Raw genomic sequence first — 18,591 nt, 5'->3', positions numbered from 1 at the left:
GGTTTGTCTAGGCAACAATTACGATACCGGGGTTTTCGCTTTTTTTCTATGTTCAATTCAAAATCTGATGGATTTTATGCGTCAACCACACCTTATGCTGATGAGCCTAATCATTTCAATCAATATCCAATTTATAACAAGAAGGAGAATGTAATTTGCGCATTCATCTGCTAGGCATTTTATCGTTTGTGGCATGGATTTATATCCTCATTCGTCAGTATTTGTATATAGAGACTGTCCTGATCGATCAAGACCATTTCATCGTTGCGCTCATCGACCTCGAGACTTTCATGTATTTGCCCTTCCTCATGATGTTCTCCGTGATTCCACTCACTAGCGCAATCATTTCAGAATACACGATTCGCTATTTCAAGAATCGTGACAACCCGCGCCTATTCGGTTTACTCGCTGTCCTTTATACACTTGCGACGATTCATATGATGTGTGTGGTTTGGACGTTTTTTACGACTCCAACTTACTAAAGCTCATCAATCTTCCTTTCAAGTTGCAAGACCCATTCATCCAGATCCGATTCATCATGTAAGTAACCGCTGTCTCCGTCGGGTAAATCGATCCCGTTTAACCAGACAAGTGAATCAGTCGTCATGCCCACAATGAGGTCGTCATCTGACTGCTGAAGCACACGTCCGGCCCAATCGGATACGTCTTCCCGCGTCACTAAGCCCTCCTTCACATACAAAACCCATTTGATCATCTCTTCGAACGTCGGGGTATAACGTTTTCGAGGAAGTTCTTGTTCAGACAACTCTCCGCGCTTTAAACGTTGCGTCAAGAGCAATAGTCGCTCTGTCGTCGGGGCCCAGTTCATAACCGTTTCAATCGGTGTGCGAATCACATCACTCGGTCTGTATTCGTCGTTACAAAAAAATAGCTCCCCATTGCCTAAATCGATCGCTAACCAACTCCCAACGCTGTCGTAACCAACGCGGATGAACCGCAAATCGGTTTCTTGTAAAGCACGAAGTTGTGCAGCGTCGGCCCTCGTTAACAGCGTTGCTTTTTTTGAAGCACCGACTATCGTGAACATCTGATGCTTCATTTCCTCCTCACCTAAGGATGAAATGATGACTTGTTGCTCAAACAATGGCTCGCCCACCTTACCGTAACCAATCCTTGACGGAAGTCGACAACATCTCATCCACTTCGAACGTCTCATGACTGACGATGATGGCGTGATTCGACTCGATGTTCACACAAATGGGGTCCCCTAAAAAGTCCTCATACCCGATGATATAAAGCCCGTCCGGCCATGGCTCCTCGTCGTCCTGATACTCCTCCTGTACTTCCTCGAAACGTTCACGCTCGTTAACGAATGCGAAGCGCGGCAATCCTTCCACATCTTCGAGTTTGATTTCGACCTCTTCTATCGGCAATAGTGCTTTCAATTCCTCTTTTGTCATTGTTGTTCCACCTTTCTTTTTTGGTCTAACTCCACCTGTTCATCTTGACACACTATCCCTTTAGTGTAAAATTACACTTGTAAGTAAATGTAAATATAACCCTCATCAAGAAAGGGGTTCAGAAATGGCTAATTCAAAGAAATGCCTCGTCATCTTGTCATCGGTCTATATACTCGCGTTCATCGTGAACCTGATTCCATCCTTCATGTTTCCTGATGCAGAGATTCACCCAATTCATGCTTTCGCATCCGGCTTACTGCTCGTTTGCATGCTTGGGACGTGTTTACTTCGAAACCGTGCCGCCAAACTGTTCATCATGGCTATTTTGTTCGCAAGTGTCACTGTCTTCACATTAAATAGCTTCGAAACATATATGTATGACATCGTGGTGTTGGACGCCTTGTTTGCGATTCAGTATCCGCTCTATATCATATTCGTGACGCCACTGTTCGGGCTCAATTACTTCCTGAACGTCAATCCGGAATACGTCGCATTGCTCATCTTTTTCATCGCGATTTTGTTGCTTATCGTTCATGAAGTAGCGGTGACACGATTCGATCGAGTCAAACAATGAACGGAAGTCATGTGACGCGTCGTTTTCAAGCGGTGATGATTAGCGGCACGAGCCTTTTCATATCCATCGTTTACGTTTTGTTCTCCCCGAATTGGATTGGGCCAGGATTCGTGTGGATACTTGGAACGATGATATTGTTGATAACCTCTTCAATCGGATTAACAGTGCATCTTTCCAAATATCGAGGATGGCATCGATCCAAGTCCATTTTCGTTGGTATCGGCATACTCTTGATGCTTGGACTCATTTCCCTGTATATCTTGTGGTAAGTTATTGCCATCAACATGAATCACTCGACATGACATATGCTAGGAGGACTCATATGAACTTCTATATCGGCTCAAGCTTTGCCAACATCGAACGAGTGAGAGCGCTGCGTGATCGCCTACTCTCGCAAGGTCACGCGCATACATATGACTGGACGACGAACGACCGTGCCACGACACTTGAAAACTTGCGAGCCATCGGCACGAGTGAGTTCGAGACGATCAAGGCTTCGGACTTCGTCATCATTTTACTGCCGGCCGGCAACAGCAGCCATATCGAGCTCGGGATTGCCCTCGGTGCTGGTGTTCCCGTGTTCGTCCATGACGCCACGAATCGCTTCGACGATGTCGAGACGACGAGCACGTTCTATCATCTAAATCATGTCGTCCAATTGACAGGACCGCTCGAGGATGTGCCTAAGGCCATCACAGTCTACTTCGCTGGTACAGCGCGTTAAGTCACCTGCTCGGCTTGCAACAATCATTTCGAGAGCCATCTGGCTCTGTCAAAAAGTATATCGCAGCCTCTTTGTCCAATCTATGGAAAGCGAGCAAGCCGGATAATCAAATTCATAAAAAATTGAAGTGGATTGGATTTATCTGGTATATCAATCATTTTTGTGACATACTGTTCAAAATCTACTTTGAACGGGGACGATTGCGATGAATACTTGGAAACACACTTTACTCTTACTAACTGGCGTCGGCATCTCGAACCTCGGCGCCTGGGTGTATTTCATCGCCCTCAACTTGATTGTTCTCGAGATGACGCAATCGCCGTTCGCCGTCTCGGTCCTCTACATTCTGGTCCCGCTCGCGGCACTATGCGCGAACGTTTGGTCAGGCTCGGTCATCGACCGTACCGATACACGCCGCTTGATGATGTGGCTTGATGCGCTCCGCGCCGTCGTCGTCTTCAGTCTCGCTTTCATCGACTCACTCGCGCTCATCTACTTGCTCGTGTTTCTATTGAACATCGCGAGTTCCGTCTTCGAATCGGCCTCCCACGTCTATATGACCAAGCTCGTCCCAAGCGGTGACCGTCAACGGTTCAACGCCATGAAAAATTTCGTCCAATCGGCCGGATTCATATTAGGCCCGGCCATCGCGGGATTGTTGTTCATGATCGGTACACCCGCGCTCGCGATACAATTGAACGCGCTGGCGTTGCTCGTGTCTGTCGGAATCCTCTCCCTACTACCGAAGTTGTTCACGGCCCGCGACGAAGTCGAAGTGTTCAACCTGCGCATGATTCTCGATGATTGGAAAACGGTCGTCCGATTCGCATCGACCATGCGTTACGTGACACTCGTCTATGGCCTATTCTGCGTCATGACGATTTTCATGTCGGGGCTCGACTCGCTCGAGGCGTCGTTCGCGACGCAAGTGCTCAACTTCTCTGAGAGTCGCTACGGTTTTCTCGTCAGTGTTGCCGGAGCAGGGATTATCGCTGGTTCCATCATCAACGCGACGTTCAGTGCCCGGCTGACGTTACCGTTCCTAATCAGTTTCGGTGCCATCCTAACACCTGTCGGCTATCTCGTCTTCGCCTTCTCCGAGTCATTCGTGGTCGCAGCGGTCGGATTCTTCCTGCTCACGTTCGCCTTGTCGTTCGCGAACACCGGCTTCTTGTCGTTCTATCAAAACAATGTCCCGACCGACCTGATGGGCCGCTTCTCCGGGGTGATCAACGTAGCGGAGTCCGTCTTGATTATCGGGTTGACGTTCGGCATCGGTCTCCTCGCTGAATATGTCGGGATTCGCTCGACGTATGTCGCCTTCTCACTCGCTTTCTTGCTCGTCGGCTTGGTCACGGTTCGGATTGTGCTCGAACGTTCAAAACGAGGGATGTATGAGGCGGTCGTCGTTGAAGAGAATGTCTCGTAAGTCTAAACTGCCTCATTTGTAACATAATTATAATAGTTGTAATAAATAGGAATCATTGCTATCGGATCATTCACCTCACACTCTCAAAAACCTTTATTTAATCGATTGTGAATAAACTGCAATGGAGGACATGGAAATTGAGTTCACGAGCTATACTCCCTTCCCTTAGGCATTTACACACGATTTTCCGGTCCATCTACTACCTTCAAATCCGAGATGAATTAACCTGAATGTCATGTACCTGATATCCTCACATTTGGAAAAAATCGTATAATTAAGGAGTGTTCAAGAAACTATAAAAGCGGGGGATACCATGAAAGAGACGATTCGAACTGAAGAAGATTTATTGAATATGTTGGACTCTCTGTTGAGGGAACCGAGTGAGTTTTGGGACTCGTTTTACGCAGATCGAGACAAGCGCATCCCCTTCTTTGTGAACAAGCCTGATGAAAACTTGGTCAGCTATTTTGAGCGGGATATCCTAGCACCGTGTCACGTTTTGGAGTTAGGGAGCGGTCCTGGACGCAACGCCATCTATTTTGCGGAGAACGGATGTACGGTTGATGCCATCGATTTGTCCATCACGTCGATTGAATGGGCCAAAGAACGCGCCCTTAAGAAACAAGTGGAAGTGAACTTCATGCATGACAATCTGTTTGATGTGAAACTAAAAGAGCCCACCTACGACGTCATTTATGATTCAGGTTGTTTTCACCATATCGCGCCGCATCGAAGAAAACAGTATATCGATTTAGTCTGGAAAACGCTAAAACCAGACGGTCACTTTGCAATCACATGCTTCGTGGAAGGTGGCGAGCTCGGCGGCTCGGACATCACGGACTGGGAAGTGTATCGCCGAAGAAACCTGAACGGCGGGCTCGGCTTCACGCCTGAAAAACTTCGGTCCATCTTCCATTCGTTCGAGGAAGTCGAGATTCGCAAGATGCGACAGGCCGACCGTTCTGAAGACGTCTTTGGGGTCCCGGCACTCTGGACGGCGCTGTTCAAAAAAACGGACTGAATTCTTATACTCGACACAGAAAGAGCCGATTGAGACCATTCTCTCAATCGGCTCTTTCTTAGTTGTTGCGGCGACATTCGGCTTATTGTATCGCTTGAGTCATCTGATCAATGTGTTCTTCTACCACAGCAATAATAACATCCGGACGATCTAAATGAATAGCATGCGATGCCTGTTCCGCAATCACCAGCTTGCTAGTCGTTGAGAGCATCGTTTGTTCACGAATGAGTTGATGCCACGTTGCTTCTAATAACCTTAACTCAGATTCAGGAAAACCGTTTAACATGCCTTGTTCGACTTCATGGTCGGCGTCGCGTCCAATCACATATAACGGCATCACACCGAGGTTTCCTAACTGTTTTATGAACCGGGCATCCGCATGCCAGTTCTTGACTTCATCAATCATCGTTTTATACAGATTCGGTCTTTGGAAAAATTGAATCAATTCTGCTTGAACATCACTCGGAAGCTTCAGCTGATTGGGTGTCAATACGGTTTGGATACGTCGCGTTAACGCTGATTCGGTTTGCTCTGCATACGCCTCACATTGTTTCAGCCATTCCTCATCCGACGCTCCCTCATTCATGATTGGCAAGTCTAGCGTATCAAGCCTCTCCAAGTCATGCGATGTGGAGTCAACGAGCACGAGTGCAGCCACATCAGATGGATAACGCTTCGCGAAATGCTGGGCGCAAAGTCCTCCGTAGGAATGTCCTAACAAGATGACGGGCTCGTCAATACGCAGAATGTGTAATAGTTCTTTTAAATCGCGTACTGTTGCTTCGGTGTTGCGCTCACCTTGACTCTGCTCACTTCTGCCAATCCCCGGCCGGTGATACAGGATGACCCGATTCATTGCACTTAGCTTCTCTGTCACCTCATGCCACTCCTCGAATGAACAACCCATTCCAGTCATGATGACGATCGGTGTACCATGCTCTCCTTTAAGATTCACTTCAAGTTCTGTCTCAAACACTTTCAAAAAATGCTTCATGTATATGTCCCCCCATTCCTCTCCCGTTTCCAACAATCTCACTTTCCATTATAACTGACACCTTAAAATCATTGCTAATTAATTGAAAAACCTATATAATTTTGGAGATTTGGAATCGTAAAGGGAGTGTAACGATGAACAACTATCAAAACGTGCTCATCAAGTTGAGCGGGGCGGCCATCGCCGGCGAGGACAACTCAAATTTCGATGCACACAACCTCGATCAAATTGCGGATGAAATCCTGTCATTGATTGACATGGGCATCAACGTCTCCCTGATGATCGGCGGAGGGAACATCTTCCGAGGCAATATGGCAGACGCATGGGGCATCGACCGCGTCGAGGCTGACAACATCGGCACACTCGGCACCGTCATCAACAGCTTGATGCTGCGCGGTGTCTTGAAGAGTAAGACCGAACGCGAAGTTCGGGTCATGACGGCCATGCCGATTCCGAGCATGGCCGAGCCGTACATTCGACTGAAGGCACTCACCCATCTGGACAAAGGATACGTCCTCATCTTTGCAGGCGGTAACGGTCAGCCGTTCGTCTCGACCGACTATCCGGCAGTTCAACGCGCGGTCGAGATGCACTGCGACGCCCTGTTCGTCGCCAAAAACGGAATCTCCGGCGTCTATACGGACGATCCGAATCGTTCGAGCACGGCAAGACAATATACGTCGCTTCACTATAACGATGTGTTGCGCCATGACTTGAAGGTAATGGATCAGTCGGCATTGCTCCTCGCGCGAGACAATCATCTCCCCGTCCATGTGTTCGACTTCGAAGGGACGGGCGCGATGAAGCGCATCTGTTCGGGCGAATCTCTCGGCACGTTGATTCACGACGGTCAGACTAACTTAGGGCCATAACTGACGACACCACCGGCACAAATGCCGGTGGTGTCGTTTACTTGATTCACTCGAAGAACGCACTCGCCCCGATTCGAAAAATAAGCTCGTCGATTCAATCTGATATTCTATAATGAAGGTAAGGACATCTTTGATTGGTTACTCCCCACATATAGCGGGTAATTGAGGAGGTGGCTCATGGCGAGCCGATTCGAAACAAATGGAGGGTTGAACATGAAGCAATGGAACAATGAATCGTTTTATTTGTTCGTCCTTGTCTCTTGTCTGATTGTCGGCACGATGGCGTACACCGTCCTTTTGCTTGAGAGTAACACCGGGCTTCTCGGCTACTTGATTTTACCCGCCATCGTCTTATCTTCCCTCATCTTCGGGATGCGGGCCGGGCTGACCCTGTCTGTCACGCTCCTCCTCTTTTTATTCATCTATTTCCGATGGTTCGCGTCCATCTATGAAGCAGGAAACGTTCAGTTTTTGAACGGTAGAGGCATCAGTTTTACAGTTCTGCTACTCGTCATGTCCATTTTGTCCGGCCTCGTCCATCAACTCGTGAAGAACGTGCAGCTATCACGGCTCGAGTTAGAGGAACGGGCTCGACAGCTCGTGGCCGTCGACCCTGAGACGTGGCTCGATAACGCCGAACGGTTTCGGATGGACTTGACTGCAGAGCGCGATCGCCTCATTCGCCACGGTGACGCCTTCACGGTGTCGTTCATTCAGATTCCTGAGTTGAGACAGTTCGAGGAACGGTTTGGACGGACCGAGTATGAATGGTTCTTGAATTACTTCAGCGACGAGCTCCACCTGGCCACGAGACGAACAGATCATAAATACCGCATCGCCCTAGACACGTTCGCCATCATCTATCCACATACGTCCCCAGAGGCCGCCCGCGTCGTCCATGACCGGATTCGTCCGTTACTCGAACAGTACGAGCTCCAAAGCGGTGAACACGTGTCATTGACGCATGAGGATACGTTTTATGATGTGAATCGAGAAAATGGAAACGCGGTCGTTGATGAAATCAATGCGAAAATTTCGTTCACTAGTTAAAATACATCCGATGAAATAAACTTTGAATGATCACAACTTGATAGAAGTGTGCATTCAAGGTTTTTTTGTGTTCTCAAATCAACTCGTCATCCCCATTGAACCGTTCCGACAGGCGAATCCAGCACTTCGATCGTCCTTAAAACCGTATCGACAATCCGGGTACGCGTATCGTTTTTCGACAGCAATGTCGCCTCTCCCGTCTCATCAAAGCAATATGCCATCGGAATCGAATGGCCACAGTTTCGATACGACCCATCGGCATGGCTCGTCCCGAGAATGATTGAGCGTTGTTGCAATGCAATCTTTTTCGCTTCACCAGACCAGTCACTGTACTGTTCTTCACTGAACATGCCGACTCCAATCGGATTGAAGATGAGTTGGATGGGTTCTTCCGATTTAAGTCCTTCCAGCCCCATGAAGATTTCTCGACAGAGCACATATCCGTATCGGTGACCATCGTCAACGACGGTTGACGGCATGAAGAGCGGCATCGCCTCCGGTGTCTTGGCACGGTCCAACAGTGTCTCCCCACGCTTGTCGATGATGAGGGCCCGGTCCACGTTCTGCTCGTTCCGATAGCCCATCACGACCGTTGTCTGAAACGTCTTCGCGAGCTCCTTGACCTTGTCCAGATGGGTAACCTGACAATAGCCCTCTGGATACAAGATCAAGTCCACCGTAGGGTTCGCTTCGATATCTTGAATGAATTGCTCTAGGTGTTGCTCCATTTTTGGTTGACCGATTAAGATTTTCATTATTGCTGACAGCTCCTCAGTACGAATTTTTATGTTTCTTGACGTAACCAGGTTAGTAACCGAGGAATCTGCGCGGCATATGTATGTAAATCCTCGAGTGTTACGGCGACTTGGCTCGTTCCTGTGGCTCGGTCCGCACTGCTCGCACTCTCGATGTGAAGGGACCGTTTCAAGTTGTACTCCAGCCATTTCAACTTCCCGAGATAGCCATACCACAAGACACGTTGCCAATCCACATCGCTTCGTCCTCGTTTTTGTTCATAAGCTTGTATACTTGAAAAGAAGTTGGTCCGGTTTACGACGCCCGCCTCATCTAGCGACCAATAGAGTGCCGTCTCCATCAAATCTTGCATCGGATGAATCGAACCGGCCGACTCCCAGTCGATGACGAGCGGACGGTCGTCGTGCCACAGCACATTTTTCGAATCCAAGTCGCGATGACTGATGACACGGTTTGTCGTGAACAGGCTTGACGATTTGACTGCCTGTCGATGCCACGTATACAAGTCTTCGATGGTGTTTCGTAAGCGTTTGGCCCACTCGGCTTGCTGTTCGTTCCCTTTCTGTACATAGAAATCCCAGTCAATTTCTTTTTCTTCGACCACCGCTTCATCAGACACGAGAACCTTTGTGTCTTCGAGGCTATGGAGGGTTGCCAAGATGTCTCCGATTCGCTCACAATGAAACGGCTGTATCTCATGTGGCGGCAAACTCGTCCCGTCCACCCAATCGAAGACGAGATAAAATTGACCGTCAATCGTTTGAATCGACTCACCGTCTACAATGTGGGCAGCCAACGCAGGAAGTCTTTTCATAGCGAGGTTGGCAATCCGCTCTGAATTAATAAAATTATGGAGCGCCTCAGGACGCTTCATAATTTGCGGATTCAACAGCTTGATAGCGTACGTCCCGCTGTCGGTATCAATCTGATACATATCATGCAACAATCCACCTGATACGGCGGTCGGCCGACTTCTCAACTCCCCAAGTCGAGACAACCGACACAAGTCTTTAAAGAATTCTTCATCTCGTGCCAACTTCAACATAAATCTCACCTCTTCAATCTCTACGAACATCGCCTCTGATCCAATCCGTTTTATACCTAATCGTTCTCGTTCATACCGACGACGTGATACGTCTTGTTTCCTTGAATCGCTTCGATCACGCCTCTGGCAATCTCTTCATGCGTCAACCAGCGGCGCTCCCCATTCACGACTTGAAAACCGAGTTGCAGTTGGTGATAACGGACGTCTTGAGGGATCGTCAGCCCTTTTCTCAAAACGCTCGAGTTGGCGCGGCTACCGAGAACATGGAACAGGTCCGTTCCCTCTCGTAATGCTGACAACATACACGTTAAGGCGTCAGCTGCGCCCGAATGAATCCAGGCAACGACCAAGTCGAAATCTCCGTGATCCGCAATCGAACTTCGCAGCGCCTCCTTGAGACGCCAGTCGTCCCGATAGTCGACCAATACGGCAGACAGTCGGGCGGGTGCTTGTTCGGTCAATCGGCTCATTTTCTCGGCATTCCGTCCAATGATGGACACGTGATAGCCAACCTCTGCCAACCAAAGGACAGTCCCCGCCAGCATCCCGCTGCCGCCGATCACTAGCGCATGTTTCACGATGTATCTGTCCCTTCTGTCCGTTTATAGGTATGGAAGGAATCCTGTCTTACGAGAGCGAAATCTACATACAACATCCCCACAAGGAGGCATGATTCCCATTCCATCGACCATCTATTCCATCAAACCAATCGAGTCGCCACACGAACTCGATGAATCGTTCCCAGTCATGAACCAACTGCGCACCGACCTGACGCTCGACGCCTATCGCGAGCTCGTCGCCGCCATGCGACCACAAGGGTATGAACTATATGCGTTATACGCCGACGATGCCATCGTCTCGCTTGCGGGGATCGAGCTCCGCGTCAATCTATATCTCGAGAAACACGTCTTCATTTACGACCTCGTGACGTGCGTGAACCATCGCTCGAAGGGATATGGCGAGATGTTGCTTCACTTCGTCCATGAATACGCACGCGACAGTGGTGCCAAATATGTCGCCCTCGAGTCCGGACTGGCCCGGACCGAGGCGCATCGCTTTTATAAAGACAAAATGGACTACGCCATCACGAGCTATTCGTTCCGAAAACAGCTTTGAATTCTATGTAACAAAAAAGGAAGAGCCGAACGCTCTTCCCGTCTTTATTATATCGCGATTCTCGAACCAAAAACAGACTGTGTTCTCCTAAATCCATCCACTATACTTTGAAGACAGCCTGACTGAAGGAGAGATAAAGCATGACCGATGACATGAAACCGCTCGACCCCGGTCCGTTTTTCCACGGAACGAAAGCCGAACTGAAACTTGGGGACTTGCTAGAACCGAAGCGACGCTCGAACTACCAAGACAAGCAGTCGAACTACATCTATTTCACGGCCACCCTCGACGCCGCCAAATGGGGAGCCGAACTGGCGAGCGGGAATGCCCGTGAACGAATCTACGTCGTCGAACCGACGGGTGACTTCGAGAACGACCCGAACTTGACGGACAAGCGCTTCCCTGGCAATCCGACCCGGTCGTACCGGTCGGGCGCCCCGCTCAAAGTCGTGGCCGAACTTGGGGCGTGGGAACGTCACCCTGACGATGTGATCGCGCATATGCTCGCCTCACTTGAGAACCTGCGGCAAGCCGGAGAAGATGTGATTGACGACTGACACGAAGGAGAAGCACCTTGAACAAATCCCACAACAAACGCACATATTTCTTGATGATCGGTCTCGTCGTGGGACTGTTGTATGCAACGACGTTTATCCCGCAACGGGTCATCACGACGTCACCATCGAGCGTGTCCCACATCCACGTGTTTGACGGTCAAAGCGGTTATGAACTCAACTTGAGTGACGTCACATTTCAAAAAGGAAAGCCTAGTATCGGCTATATGGGTTACTCGTATCGGGTCACCTTATATGATCAAGACGGAGATGAGTTAGACGAATTCATCATCAACAGTGAGGACACGCTCCGCTACCACGGTTTCTTTTACGCGGCAAAGTCAGGAAAAATCGACTATAACAAGCTTGACGCGTGGATGGCGCAAGTGAAGGCACAACCTGTTGAAGAATGAAGCGATGTCTATCGAAGCGATTGATTTGCTCTACGTCTCGACAGCAAGGTAATTAGCACCAGACTGGCTATCGCTGAGATTGCAATCTTAAGCTGAAATCCATTCGTCAATCCTTCGATCACATATCCCCTAAGTTGTTGGGACAGACTCGCTTCCGGTATCCAGTCAATCACATAGCCGATTCCTAGCATTGCAGGAAGACTCATTAACAAGTACACCGAGACAAAAACGAGCATAAACGACTTCGTGTTCACCATCTTTACCTCCTTAGTTTTACGATAATCAAGTACTAAAAGAAAGCGGATGACATCAGTGTGTGATGCCGTCCGCTTTCTTTTGATTCATCTTTTGAAATGAGCCATCCGCATGCACGAGTGTGAACGGATCCGCGATCGACGCGGCTGCCGCCTCGGCTTGAGACATCGTCTCTTCCGTAACGACCGCTTCTTGTCGCCGTAACCGGAACGCCCGCTCGAGGCGGCTTGTCAGCAAGTTACTGAGGAAGACGAGCATCGACAATCCAATCGCAGGGACGAGGAACATGTGACTCGTCATCCAGGTCGTCGCCGTGAACTGCTTGAAATAATAGCCGAACATCGACGACCACTCAAACAGTGTCGGCATCACACCTTCGAATAAGTAAATGGTCCCTCCGAAAAAGACGCCGAACAAGGACAGATGAATGAGTAACATCAATGTTTGCACAAACTGTTGCATGAAGACGATCACCATCGTCGGGACGAGGTGCGGCCACAGGTGTCGCCTCACTCGATGCCAGACGCTGCCGCCTAACGTCTCGGCGACAATCATAAACTCTTGTTGGAGCAACTGCCGGATTTCTGTAATCAGGTACAGCGTGACGGCAGGTAGACCGATCAACACGAAGACCGTCAATTGAAGCGTCACGCGATCAACTAGCGGTGGCACCATCGTCGAGTCTGCGAACAACAGGGACGAAAACAGCATCATCATGGCAAGAAGGGAAATCGGTAGAATCAAAAACCCATCTAACAGCATTTTGAAAATTCGGTTCACCCGTGCCCCGCGAAAGGCGAGCGGAATCCCGACTACTAATCCAAGCGCCATCCGTCCGAGCGCCACGGTCGCACAAATACCGACCGTCCATTTGAACCCTTCGATCATCATTTGAAACAAATCATTCCCAGCGCGGTCGGTTCCGAGCCACTGATCTTTGGACGGTTCGAGCGGTGGAATGCCAATCAACCGTCCCTCATCGGAGTAACGGTTCAGGAATTGATCGACTTGACCATCTCGAAAAATCGTATTTCCGATGCTTAACAATAGCAAGCCCATCAAAATCGTAAAAACGATTAAGAAAACTGGGTCACGTAGCAGCGTACGACGCATCAAATCTCCCCTTTCCATGATTTCGGGATAAGCCACTCCGCCAGTAAATCCAATATGAAGATCGGGATATAGACGACCAACAAGATCACGAGTAGGATTGGCATCACAGGATTATAGACGACAAAACGGAAAATCCCTTGTACGTTGAACAAATATTCGATGATCAGGAGACTCGATAGCACCGTGATCAAATTCGAGCGGAAAAAAAGATAGAAGCGATACACCAAATTCGGAAGCAAGTGCTTCCAGAACAACCCTGCCGGCCGGACGCCTTTTGCCCGCGCCAACTCGAGAAACGGTGTCGCTTCCTCCTCGAGGATATGTTTCGTCAACCATTTGAGGAAGAAGAATAGAATGGTAAGCGTCAACGTCAAAATCGGTAGAAAACGTATGTATTCGGCAAACCCGCCAGCGACTTCAATTCGATCAAATCCGGTCGTCTTATGAATCGTGATCGCAAGATATTGTGAAAAGATGAGCCAAAATAAATCCGGGATCATCTCGAGCGTCTGGCTCGTTTGTTGGAGCACCGTGCGCACACGCTTCCCGCTCCGATAAAAGAAATAGGCGTACATAAGGGCGAACACAACTGAGACAACAAGTGATGTCGTAAAGATAATAAGCGTCTCTTTCATGAGCGGACCGAGATCTGGCAATAACGGTAACTCTCGTTGCGCTGTGACGTTGAAGTATGTAATCTCATCGAGTTTCGCCAACTGACTGAATTGTTGTTGAATCCCGTACCAGTAATTCGATGGCACGAACTCGAGTTGCACGACGAGCGACGGCAAAGCACTGATTGCAATCAATACAAAAATGGTGATGAAAAACTGAGCCGATTTTTGAGCAATCAAGTTCATTAAGTTCTCCCCCTTTCAAAAAACAAATACATTCTTATAACCGTTTCGAGCTTGCTTATAGACCATAAACTATAGAATCCAAAAAGCCGATTCCAAAATAAAGCATTTCCCTCATCCCAAAGTAAAATTTCCCCATTTACACTGTTATGATTTTATCATAATCATTTATGAATAAAAACAATATTCCGAAAATTTCAGAAATTTAAATAGTCATTTGCTTCGACAGTTTCAACATTGAAATCGGCGTTCTTTACAACTCAACGATATCCATTGCACTCACCCTATTGCTTTATCGAAAAAGTAGATTTCAAATGATAATTGAATTCAGAGGATGAATGGCAGAAAAATCAGTGAACTACTCACCACTTGCTTGCTTCGCAACCTGAAGTGGGAGCTTCTTGGGAAGACCGTGCTTTGAACAGCCACGGTTATGGACCAAGCTCGTCGGGCAGTCCCTGCCCTGAAGACATGATATCCTCAGCGAGGCGCAACAGGTTGAGGCTCGCGTTGACGTCGCGGTCGTGGTGCGCGCCGCACGCGGCACACGTCCACTCCCGGGTTTGTAAGTCCTTCCTGCCGCCGTTCTCGCCGCAGCTCGAGCAGACCTGGGTCGAGGCGAACCACGGGTCGGCCTTGATCAGCGTCCGCCCGTGGAACTTACATTTATATTCGAGTTGTCGGACGAACTCGCCCCATCCGGCGTCCCCGATCGACTTCGCCAGGCGGCGGTCCTGCATCATCTCCCTCGTTCGGAGCGTCTCGACCACGACGACTTGGTTCTCGTCGACGATGCGTCGCGACAGCTTGTGGAGGAAGTCGTGTCGGCGGTTCCGTACTTTTTCATGCTTTTTAGCCAAAAGGAGCCGGGCCTTCTCGCGGTTCTTGCTGCCGGGCTTCTTGCGGGCGAGGGCACGCTGCGCTTGTTTGAGCCGCGCCTCGGCCTGTCGCAGGTTGCGCGGGTTCGCAATCTTCTCCGTGACGAGATCGTCGTCCGTCATGGTGGCGAAGTGTTCCAGCCCGAGGTCGATCCCGACCTTGTGCTCAGCCGGGACCCACGGCTCGTCAGCCTGCTCGACGAGGAGCGACACGAAGAACCTGCCCGTCCGTGTCATCGACACGGTCGCCGAACGGATCTCCCCGTCGAAGCTGCGATGCTGTGTGAACCGGATGAACCCGACCTTCGGCAGACGGACTTTTCCCGCCTCGATGCGAATCGTTCCGTGCTGGTTGTTCGTCGTGTAGGACGCGCGCGCCTTCCGTCTCGACTTGAACACCGGGAAGCCGGCCGTCCCGGCGAAGAACTTCGCGAACGCCGCGTCGAGGTGCAGCTTCGCGTTGGCGAGCGCGAGGCTGTCCGCCTCGCACAGGAACGGGAACAGCGGCTTGTAGGAGGCCGGTGTCGGCGGTTTCCGCCTCGGCCCGCCGCTCGCCATCGCCTCCTCATGGATGGCGATGCGGTCCTCGAGCAACTTATTGTAGATGAAGCGAGTGCAGCCGATCGTCTTGATCAGGAACTCGGCCTGTGTAGCCGTCGGGTGGAGCCGGTATTTGTAGCCCTTCAGCATGTCCGTTCCTCCTCTGCCCGGTCTCAGGATCATCCTCGTCCCATTCCGATACCCGCGGAGGGGGCGAGTAAATCTGACGGAATCACGAACTTTTGTTCGTCGTCCTGTCACAGCGGTGGCCGAGGGCGTCGGGGACGGGCAATTCATCTCCCACCTTCGCTGGGCTTCGCCCGAGACGCTTAGAGGTGGGAGAATTCTCGCCTAAATCAGTTAAAAAAGTATCCTTCTAATCAGAAGAATACTTTAGTATGTTGAAAAGAGCGGATCGCCGTCTTTCGACTTCAACACATAGTCAACTCCAGTCGAATTCACTTTCGTCAACGTGACGGTACAATCAAACAACGTGCCCGGTCCATATGCGACGTCCTCCGGTATGTCCGGAAAATCATAAGAATCCTCTTCAAACCAGAGTGTCACGCCGCCTTGTTTCGACTGATTGTCAACGACGTAGCAATTCCCGGTTTCCATCTCATAACGGCCAAGCGCGCGATCATATGTATCAGGTACAGCAATCATAAAACAAACGATAGCTATGAAGATACTAAATATGGCTCCTAGCAATTTCATCAATTTGCGCTCGCTCCGCCATTGTGACATATATACAAATGTCGAAAGCACACAGATGAATCCGACAAACCAAAACGCAATTAATTGTGCCAACCTGATCACCTCTTTCATATTATACGAGCGTTACTGAATAATGTTTCATCATCCTATCAGATTAAGGAGTCCTATATGGCCCACTTCCTCAAGTTACAATCTATCTCCATTTTCCTCGCGGTGCTGCTATTATTGAACATTCAACTGCTCGCCAACAGCGGACGGCTCTATTTGATCATGGGCAATATTTATACGCTAGTCATCGTCTCTATCGCTCTTGCTTCACTCTGGTTGTTCACGCGGCTCATCATCAAACACGTCACGCGACTAACTCCTTCACCATGGAACCTATCCCTGTACGTCTTATGGCTCCCCTATTTGGCGCTGTTCACCTATGTCTGGACACGAGTCATCCCTGCTCCTAGTGAAGCGGCATGGCCAGGTCCGGCCGTCGGGCTATTGATCATCGCGCTCACGTTCACGTTCCCACTCTATGTGTTTATCGTCCATATGATTGCCCGCTCCAAACAACGAACGACGTAACCAAAAAACGTGTGCATCCCGAAGCGGGTGCACACGTTTTTTCATGAGAGTTCCTGTCTTCGTTTCTGCCACGCCACGAGCAAGATGCTGATGATGACGAGCAGGAACCACGACGACAGCTTGCCGAGGTCGACGAGCACCCAACCGCTCAACTGGTTCGGATACGCCCAACCGTTGTAGAACGTGACGATATTTTCCGCGAACCAGATGAAGCAGGCAATCAAAAAGAAGGCGACGACGACGGGCATCGTGAAACGGCGGTCGTCGAGCCGGTACGTGACGATGGCACGGCCGAAGACGAGAAAGACGAGACCGATCAACACCCAGCGCAAATCGAGCCAAATGTGATGCCAAAAGAAGTTGAAATAGATGGCAATCCCGAGTCCGAATGCAATGAGCGGTGGAGGCATCTTGAGAAACTCCAAATCAAGGCGACGCCACGACTGGACGACGTAGCTGCCGACGCTCGCATACATGAACCCCGCATAGAGCGGGACGCCGAACCATTTCGTCAACGCCTCGTCCGGATAGCTCCATGACCCCATCTGGACTTTGAACAGCTCGAGGCCGAGCCCGATGACGTGGAACCAACTGATGACCTTCACTTCTTCCATCGTCTCGAGCCCGGTCTTGACGAGCACGACTTGGACGAACAGACACCAAATGAGGAGGACGTCATAGCGCGGAATCGGAAAGTCGAACCATTTCGTCAACGCGAGCGCCCCGAAGATGGCGACCGGGAAGATGCAACTGAGTGCTTGTTCGTAACCGAAGATGAACAAATAACGGATGCGCCGCATAGAATCACCTACAATTCGATGTATTCGTAAAGGAATGACGACTCACCGTCAAAGAAGCGCGGATCGTAGAGGCCGAGCCGCTCATCATCCTCGACGACGACCACGAACGGGGACCACTGTTTGAGCGTGATCGCTTCTTTATTTTCGGCGAAGAGCGGATTCAAATCGGCATCGTCCGCACTCGTCAACTCGTATTGGACCTCGGGTTCTTGATAGACCGAGTCACTGTAAATCGACACCGATTCCTCCGTCTTCGTGATGACGGTGAACTGGGTCGGGATGAACGAGGCCGACAGCGCCACCTCGTCGTGATCGGCGGCATACGACTGATACAAGTACGCCCCTTGCGCACTTTGAATCAAGACGTGCACGACGATCGCTGCCCAGGCGTAGCGATACACCGTATGACTGATGTCAGTTCGCCGAGCGATCAGCCAGGCGACGAGGAAAATGCCCCAATAGACGAAATCAACGATCGGGATGACACCAAACGTGACCCGGACATCCGATAACGGTTCGAAGTAACCTGTCCCCCAGGCGTTGAACAAGTCTGCCGTGTTATGGATGAACACGGACAAGAGCGCCCACCAGAAGTAACGGATATCGGTCACCTTGAACAAGACTCGTACGAGTATGTAAATGAGTAGCGCGAACAACGGGACGAGGAAAATCGAGTGAGTGATACCGCGGTGCCACATCTGATACATGCCTTCCGTGTCCCATAGCCGCGAGATGACGTCACTGTCCGGGATTTGACTCCCGACGAGCGTCGTGACGAACAAGGCCCGTTTTTCGTTTGTTTGTAAGTCTCGCTTATCGGCCGCCCCGTAGAGCGTCAGACCGAACAGCGTATGGGTAATCGTATCCACCGGTCTCCTCCTTTTGG

23 protein-coding genes are annotated in these 18,591 nt (G+C 50.0%); 11 read left to right on the top strand and 12 right to left on the bottom strand.

Going from position 1 to position 18,591, the window contains the following annotated elements:
• Positions 1 to 155 precede the first annotated feature (155 nt).
• Entirely contained in the window at positions 156 to 482 is a 327-nt protein-coding gene (locus KNP78_RS12895; protein WP_214710163.1) for a hypothetical protein, read from the top strand.
• On the opposite strand, the gene KNP78_RS12890 is transcribed toward KNP78_RS12895, so the two are convergent.
• Positions 479 to 1,105 carry a hypothetical protein gene (locus KNP78_RS12890; protein ID WP_214824666.1) on the bottom strand — a complete coding sequence of 209 codons (627 nt, stop codon included), beginning with the start codon at positions 1,103 to 1,105 and terminating at the stop codon, positions 479 to 481. The genes KNP78_RS12895 and KNP78_RS12890 overlap by 4 nt on opposite strands.
• A gap of 13 nt (positions 1,106 to 1,118) precedes the next feature.
• The gene (locus KNP78_RS12885; protein WP_214710158.1) at positions 1,119 to 1,421 is read right to left on the bottom strand and encodes a hypothetical protein; all 303 of its coding nucleotides are present in this window, start codon (positions 1,419 to 1,421) and stop codon (positions 1,119 to 1,121) included.
• Between the two features lie 124 nt (positions 1,422 to 1,545).
• Here KNP78_RS12885 and KNP78_RS12880 point away from each other — a divergent pair, with 124 nt between their 5' ends.
• The 4 genes from KNP78_RS12880 to KNP78_RS12865 all read left to right on the top strand — a co-directional run bounded on the left by KNP78_RS12880 (position 1,546) and on the right by KNP78_RS12865 (position 5,169).
• On the top strand, positions 1,546 to 1,995 hold the full coding sequence (locus tag KNP78_RS12880) for a hypothetical protein (RefSeq protein ID WP_214710156.1): 450 nt from the start codon (positions 1,546 to 1,548) through the stop codon (positions 1,993 to 1,995).
• 322 nt (positions 1,996 to 2,317) lie between these two features.
• Positions 2,318 to 2,719, top strand: coding sequence for a group-specific protein (locus KNP78_RS12875; RefSeq protein WP_214710154.1), 402 nt, complete (start codon positions 2,318 to 2,320; stop codon positions 2,717 to 2,719).
• A gap of 205 nt (positions 2,720 to 2,924) precedes the next feature.
• Complete coding sequence (locus KNP78_RS12870) at positions 2,925 to 4,148, top strand: MFS transporter (protein WP_034777566.1); 1,224 nt, start codon at positions 2,925 to 2,927, stop codon at positions 4,146 to 4,148.
• A 313-nt stretch (positions 4,149 to 4,461) separates the two neighbouring features.
• The gene (locus tag KNP78_RS12865; RefSeq protein WP_214824664.1) at positions 4,462 to 5,169 is read left to right on the top strand and encodes a class I SAM-dependent methyltransferase; all 708 of its coding nucleotides are present in this window, start codon (positions 4,462 to 4,464) and stop codon (positions 5,167 to 5,169) included.
• Positions 5,170 to 5,251: 82 nt separating this feature from the next.
• On the opposite strand, the gene KNP78_RS12860 is transcribed toward KNP78_RS12865, so the two are convergent.
• Positions 5,252 to 6,163 carry an alpha/beta fold hydrolase gene (locus KNP78_RS12860; RefSeq protein WP_034777563.1) on the bottom strand — a complete coding sequence of 304 codons (912 nt, stop codon included), beginning with the start codon at positions 6,161 to 6,163 and terminating at the stop codon, positions 5,252 to 5,254.
• A gap of 134 nt (positions 6,164 to 6,297) precedes the next feature.
• Between KNP78_RS12860 and pyrH the strand changes: the two genes are divergently transcribed.
• Positions 6,298 to 7,035: a UMP kinase gene (gene pyrH, locus KNP78_RS12855; protein WP_034777562.1), complete on the top strand. Its 738-nt coding sequence runs from the start codon at positions 6,298 to 6,300 to the stop codon at positions 7,033 to 7,035.
• Positions 7,036 to 7,248: 213 nt separating this feature from the next.
• Positions 7,249 to 8,085: a GGDEF domain-containing protein gene (locus KNP78_RS12850; RefSeq protein ID WP_214824662.1), complete on the top strand. Its 837-nt coding sequence runs from the start codon at positions 7,249 to 7,251 to the stop codon at positions 8,083 to 8,085.
• Between the two features lie 86 nt (positions 8,086 to 8,171).
• Here KNP78_RS12850 and KNP78_RS12845 read toward each other — a convergent pair whose 3' ends face one another.
• The 3 genes from KNP78_RS12845 to KNP78_RS12835 are packed head-to-tail and all read right to left on the bottom strand — an operon-like array spanning position 8,172 to position 10,464.
• Positions 8,172 to 8,840 carry a hypothetical protein gene (locus tag KNP78_RS12845; RefSeq protein ID WP_214824654.1) on the bottom strand — a complete coding sequence of 223 codons (669 nt, stop codon included), beginning with the start codon at positions 8,838 to 8,840 and terminating at the stop codon, positions 8,172 to 8,174.
• Between the two features lie 29 nt (positions 8,841 to 8,869).
• Positions 8,870 to 9,886: an aminoglycoside phosphotransferase family protein gene (locus tag KNP78_RS12840; RefSeq protein WP_214824652.1), complete on the bottom strand. Its 1,017-nt coding sequence runs from the start codon at positions 9,884 to 9,886 to the stop codon at positions 8,870 to 8,872.
• A 56-nt stretch (positions 9,887 to 9,942) separates the two neighbouring features.
• Positions 9,943 to 10,464, bottom strand: a complete 522-nt coding sequence (locus KNP78_RS12835) for a Rossmann-fold NAD(P)-binding domain-containing protein (RefSeq protein ID WP_214824651.1) — start codon at positions 10,462 to 10,464, stop codon at positions 9,943 to 9,945.
• Between the two features lie 91 nt (positions 10,465 to 10,555).
• On the opposite strand from KNP78_RS12835, the gene KNP78_RS12830 reads away from it, so the two are divergent.
• The 3 genes from KNP78_RS12830 (at position 10,556) to KNP78_RS12820 (ending at position 11,969) form a co-directional block, all read left to right on the top strand.
• Positions 10,556 to 11,002, top strand: a complete 447-nt coding sequence (locus KNP78_RS12830; RefSeq protein WP_251128550.1) for a GNAT family N-acetyltransferase — start codon at positions 10,556 to 10,558, stop codon at positions 11,000 to 11,002.
• Between the two features lie 140 nt (positions 11,003 to 11,142).
• Positions 11,143 to 11,559, top strand: a complete 417-nt coding sequence (gene arr, locus KNP78_RS12825; RefSeq protein WP_214824649.1) for an NAD(+)--rifampin ADP-ribosyltransferase — start codon at positions 11,143 to 11,145, stop codon at positions 11,557 to 11,559.
• A 17-nt stretch (positions 11,560 to 11,576) separates the two neighbouring features.
• Complete coding sequence (locus KNP78_RS12820; protein ID WP_251128549.1) at positions 11,577 to 11,969, top strand: hypothetical protein; 393 nt, start codon at positions 11,577 to 11,579, stop codon at positions 11,967 to 11,969.
• 309 nt (positions 11,970 to 12,278) lie between these two features.
• Here KNP78_RS12820 and KNP78_RS12815 read toward each other — a convergent pair whose 3' ends face one another.
• The 4 genes from KNP78_RS12815 to KNP78_RS12800 form a co-directional block, all read right to left on the bottom strand.
• Positions 12,279 to 13,337: an ABC transporter permease gene (locus tag KNP78_RS12815; RefSeq protein ID WP_214824647.1), complete on the bottom strand. Its 1,059-nt coding sequence runs from the start codon at positions 13,335 to 13,337 to the stop codon at positions 12,279 to 12,281.
• Positions 13,337 to 14,197: an ABC transporter permease subunit gene (locus tag KNP78_RS12810; RefSeq protein WP_034777554.1), complete on the bottom strand. Its 861-nt coding sequence runs from the start codon at positions 14,195 to 14,197 to the stop codon at positions 13,337 to 13,339. The genes KNP78_RS12815 and KNP78_RS12810 overlap by 1 nt, the downstream gene beginning before the upstream one ends.
• A gap of 428 nt (positions 14,198 to 14,625) precedes the next feature.
• The gene (locus KNP78_RS12805) at positions 14,626 to 15,762 is read right to left on the bottom strand and encodes an RNA-guided endonuclease TnpB family protein (RefSeq protein ID WP_214824644.1); all 1,137 of its coding nucleotides are present in this window, start codon (positions 15,760 to 15,762) and stop codon (positions 14,626 to 14,628) included.
• A gap of 243 nt (positions 15,763 to 16,005) precedes the next feature.
• Positions 16,006 to 16,422: a hypothetical protein gene (locus KNP78_RS12800; protein WP_214824642.1), complete on the bottom strand. Its 417-nt coding sequence runs from the start codon at positions 16,420 to 16,422 to the stop codon at positions 16,006 to 16,008.
• Positions 16,423 to 16,497: 75 nt separating this feature from the next.
• On the opposite strand from KNP78_RS12800, the gene KNP78_RS12795 reads away from it, so the two are divergent.
• Positions 16,498 to 16,905, top strand: a complete 408-nt coding sequence (locus KNP78_RS12795) for a hypothetical protein (RefSeq protein ID WP_214824640.1) — start codon at positions 16,498 to 16,500, stop codon at positions 16,903 to 16,905.
• Positions 16,906 to 16,946: 41 nt separating this feature from the next.
• On the opposite strand, the gene KNP78_RS12790 is transcribed toward KNP78_RS12795, so the two are convergent.
• Positions 16,947 to 17,705 (bottom strand): DUF817 domain-containing protein, encoded by a 759-nt coding sequence (locus tag KNP78_RS12790; protein ID WP_214824633.1) that lies wholly within the window; start codon positions 17,703 to 17,705, stop codon positions 16,947 to 16,949.
• 8 nt (positions 17,706 to 17,713) lie between these two features.
• On the bottom strand, positions 17,714 to 18,574 hold the full coding sequence (locus KNP78_RS12785; RefSeq protein ID WP_214824630.1) for a metal-dependent hydrolase: 861 nt from the start codon (positions 18,572 to 18,574) through the stop codon (positions 17,714 to 17,716).
• Positions 18,575 to 18,591 lie beyond the last annotated feature (17 nt).

The sequence above is a fragment of the Exiguobacterium sp. s28 genome (assembly GCF_018618135.1).
Lineage (GTDB): Bacteria > Bacillota > Bacilli > Exiguobacteriales > Exiguobacteriaceae > Exiguobacterium > Exiguobacterium mexicanum_A.
This window is presented reverse-complemented; position numbering and strand designations above follow the sequence as displayed.

What these genes read in the sequence shown, in the direction of transcription:
- KNP78_RS12810 (WP_034777554.1), bottom strand. Translation starts at nt 14,197, where the DNA reads ATGAACTTGATTGCTCAAAAATCGGCTCAGTTTTTCATCACCATTTTT.
- KNP78_RS12870 (WP_034777566.1), top strand. Translation starts at nt 2,925, where the DNA reads ATGAATACTTGGAAACACACTTTACTCTTACTAACTGGCGTCGGCATC.
- arr (WP_214824649.1), top strand. Translation starts at nt 11,143, where the DNA reads ATGACCGATGACATGAAACCGCTCGACCCCGGTCCGTTTTTCCACGGA.
- KNP78_RS12805 (WP_214824644.1), bottom strand. Translation starts at nt 15,762, where the DNA reads ATGCTGAAGGGCTACAAATACCGGCTCCACCCGACGGCTACACAGGCC.
- KNP78_RS12790 (WP_214824633.1), bottom strand. Translation starts at nt 17,705, where the DNA reads ATGCGGCGCATCCGTTATTTGTTCATCTTCGGTTACGAACAAGCACTC.
- KNP78_RS12815 (WP_214824647.1), bottom strand. Translation starts at nt 13,337, where the DNA reads ATGCGTCGTACGCTGCTACGTGACCCAGTTTTCTTAATCGTTTTTACG.
- KNP78_RS12830 (WP_251128550.1), top strand. Translation starts at nt 10,556, where the DNA reads ATGATTCCCATTCCATCGACCATCTATTCCATCAAACCAATCGAGTCG.
- KNP78_RS12885 (WP_214710158.1), bottom strand. Translation starts at nt 1,421, where the DNA reads ATGACAAAAGAGGAATTGAAAGCACTATTGCCGATAGAAGAGGTCGAA.
- KNP78_RS12795 (WP_214824640.1), top strand. Translation starts at nt 16,498, where the DNA reads ATGGCCCACTTCCTCAAGTTACAATCTATCTCCATTTTCCTCGCGGTG.
- KNP78_RS12860 (WP_034777563.1), bottom strand. Translation starts at nt 6,163, where the DNA reads ATGAAGCATTTTTTGAAAGTGTTTGAGACAGAACTTGAAGTGAATCTT.
- KNP78_RS12845 (WP_214824654.1), bottom strand. Translation starts at nt 8,840, where the DNA reads ATGAAAATCTTAATCGGTCAACCAAAAATGGAGCAACACCTAGAGCAA.
- KNP78_RS12880 (WP_214710156.1), top strand. Translation starts at nt 1,546, where the DNA reads ATGGCTAATTCAAAGAAATGCCTCGTCATCTTGTCATCGGTCTATATA.
- pyrH (WP_034777562.1), top strand. Translation starts at nt 6,298, where the DNA reads ATGAACAACTATCAAAACGTGCTCATCAAGTTGAGCGGGGCGGCCATC.
- KNP78_RS12840 (WP_214824652.1), bottom strand. Translation starts at nt 9,886, where the DNA reads ATGTTGAAGTTGGCACGAGATGAAGAATTCTTTAAAGACTTGTGTCGG.
- KNP78_RS12865 (WP_214824664.1), top strand. Translation starts at nt 4,462, where the DNA reads ATGAAAGAGACGATTCGAACTGAAGAAGATTTATTGAATATGTTGGAC.
- KNP78_RS12850 (WP_214824662.1), top strand. Translation starts at nt 7,249, where the DNA reads ATGAAGCAATGGAACAATGAATCGTTTTATTTGTTCGTCCTTGTCTCT.
- KNP78_RS12875 (WP_214710154.1), top strand. Translation starts at nt 2,318, where the DNA reads ATGAACTTCTATATCGGCTCAAGCTTTGCCAACATCGAACGAGTGAGA.